Here is a 1453-nt window from a genome sequence, read left to right on the forward strand (position 1 = left end):
CCCCGTTACTATCTTCCTGTCCCAATAATGGGGCTTTGGCCAGCCAGGCCCGGTATGATTCCCGCCCCCAGTCGCAGTCATGATCCGGGGGGTGTTGTCGCCGGGTCTGGTGGGTGGCTGGTGATCGCTGATAGGGGTTTGGCCGGAATATTCCGACGCCGTCCGTAACGTGGATGCCGAGACTTGCCACCGTTGTTGCAGGCCAATCCGTTCACTTTGCACAAACTGCGATGCAAGACACTCAACAGCATGACGCCGTGGATGTTTTCGTCGGCGTCGACGTCGGTAAAGGCCAGCATCACGCCGTTGCACTCGATCGAAATGGCAAGCGTCTGTACAACAAGGCGCTACCCAACGACGAGGTCAAGCTGCGAGCCCTCATCGCCGAACTCAAGACTCACGGTCGACTGCTGTTCGTCGTCGATCAGCCTTCCACCATCGGTGCGCTTCCTGTAGCCGTCGCCCGCGCTGAAGGCGTACTCGTCGCCTATCTGCCCGGACTGGCCATGCGCCGCATCGCTGATTTGCACGCCGGCGAAGCCAAGACCGATGCCCGCGACGCCGCCATCATCGCCGAAGCCGCTCGCTCGATGCCGCATACGCTGCGCTCGCTTCGACTGGCCGACGAGCAGCTCGCCGAACTCACCATGCTGTGCGGCTTCGATGACGACCTCGCCGCTCAGGTCACACAGACCAGCAACCGCATTCGCGGCCTGCTTACTCAAATCCATCCGGCGCTCGAGCGCGTTCTCGGACCGCGCCTCGACCATCCGGCGGTGCTCGATCTGCTTGAGCGCTATCCGTCGCCCGCCGCACTTGCCAGCACCACCGAGAAGACGCTCGCCAATCGCCTGACCAAGCTCGCTCCTCGCATGGGCAAAGGCTTGGCGGCCGAGATCGTTCAGGCACTGAGTGAACAAGCCGTGACCGTGCCCGGCACGCAAGCCGCCACCATCGTCATGCCCCGTTTAGCCCAGCAGCTTGCGGCCTTGCGTAAGCAACGCGACGAGGTCGCCGCCGAAGTTGAGCGACTGGTGCTTGCTCACCCTCTTTGGCCGGTCCTGACCAGCATGCCGGGAGTCGGCGTCAGGACCGCCGCCAGACTCCTGACCGAAGTCGCCCATAAGGCCTTCGCTTCGGCTGCACACTTGGCGGCCTACGCTGGCCTTGCCCCGGTCACCCGGCGCTCAGGCTCGTCGATCCGTGGCGAGCATCCATCCAGACGGGGAAACAAGGTGCTCAAGCGCGCCTTGTTCCTATCCGCCTTCGCGGCCTTACGAGACCCAGTCTCACGGGCCTATTACTCCCGCAAGATCCAGCAAGGCAAGCGCCACAACCAAGCGCTGATCGCACTGGCACGGCGACGCTGCGACGTCCTGTTCGCCATGCTGCGCGACGGCACCATTTACCAACCCAAGTCAGCCCCTAACGCTTGACGAAAGACATAGGGGCA

General features: G+C 63.2%; 1 protein-coding gene. It reads left to right on the top strand.

Annotated features, from left to right (window positions below; genetic code table 11):
- The first annotated feature begins 230 nt into the window (after positions 1 to 230).
- Positions 231 to 1436 carry an IS110-like element ISBma3 family transposase gene (locus AP428_RS34220; protein WP_041489162.1) on the top strand — a complete coding sequence of 402 codons (1206 nt, stop codon included), beginning with the start codon at positions 231 to 233 and terminating at the stop codon, positions 1434 to 1436.
- Positions 1437 to 1453: the final 17 nt, after the last annotated feature.

The sequence above is a fragment of the Burkholderia sp. E168m22 genome, assembly GCF_001319805.1.
Classification (GTDB): domain Bacteria; phylum Pseudomonadota; class Gammaproteobacteria; order Burkholderiales; family Burkholderiaceae; genus Burkholderia; species Burkholderia orbicola.

Bases quoted from the DNA above. Each gene is read 5' to 3' on its own strand.
- AP428_RS34220 (WP_041489162.1), top strand. From the start codon at position 231: ATGCAAGACACTCAACAGCATGACGCCGTGGATGTTTTCGTCGGCGTC.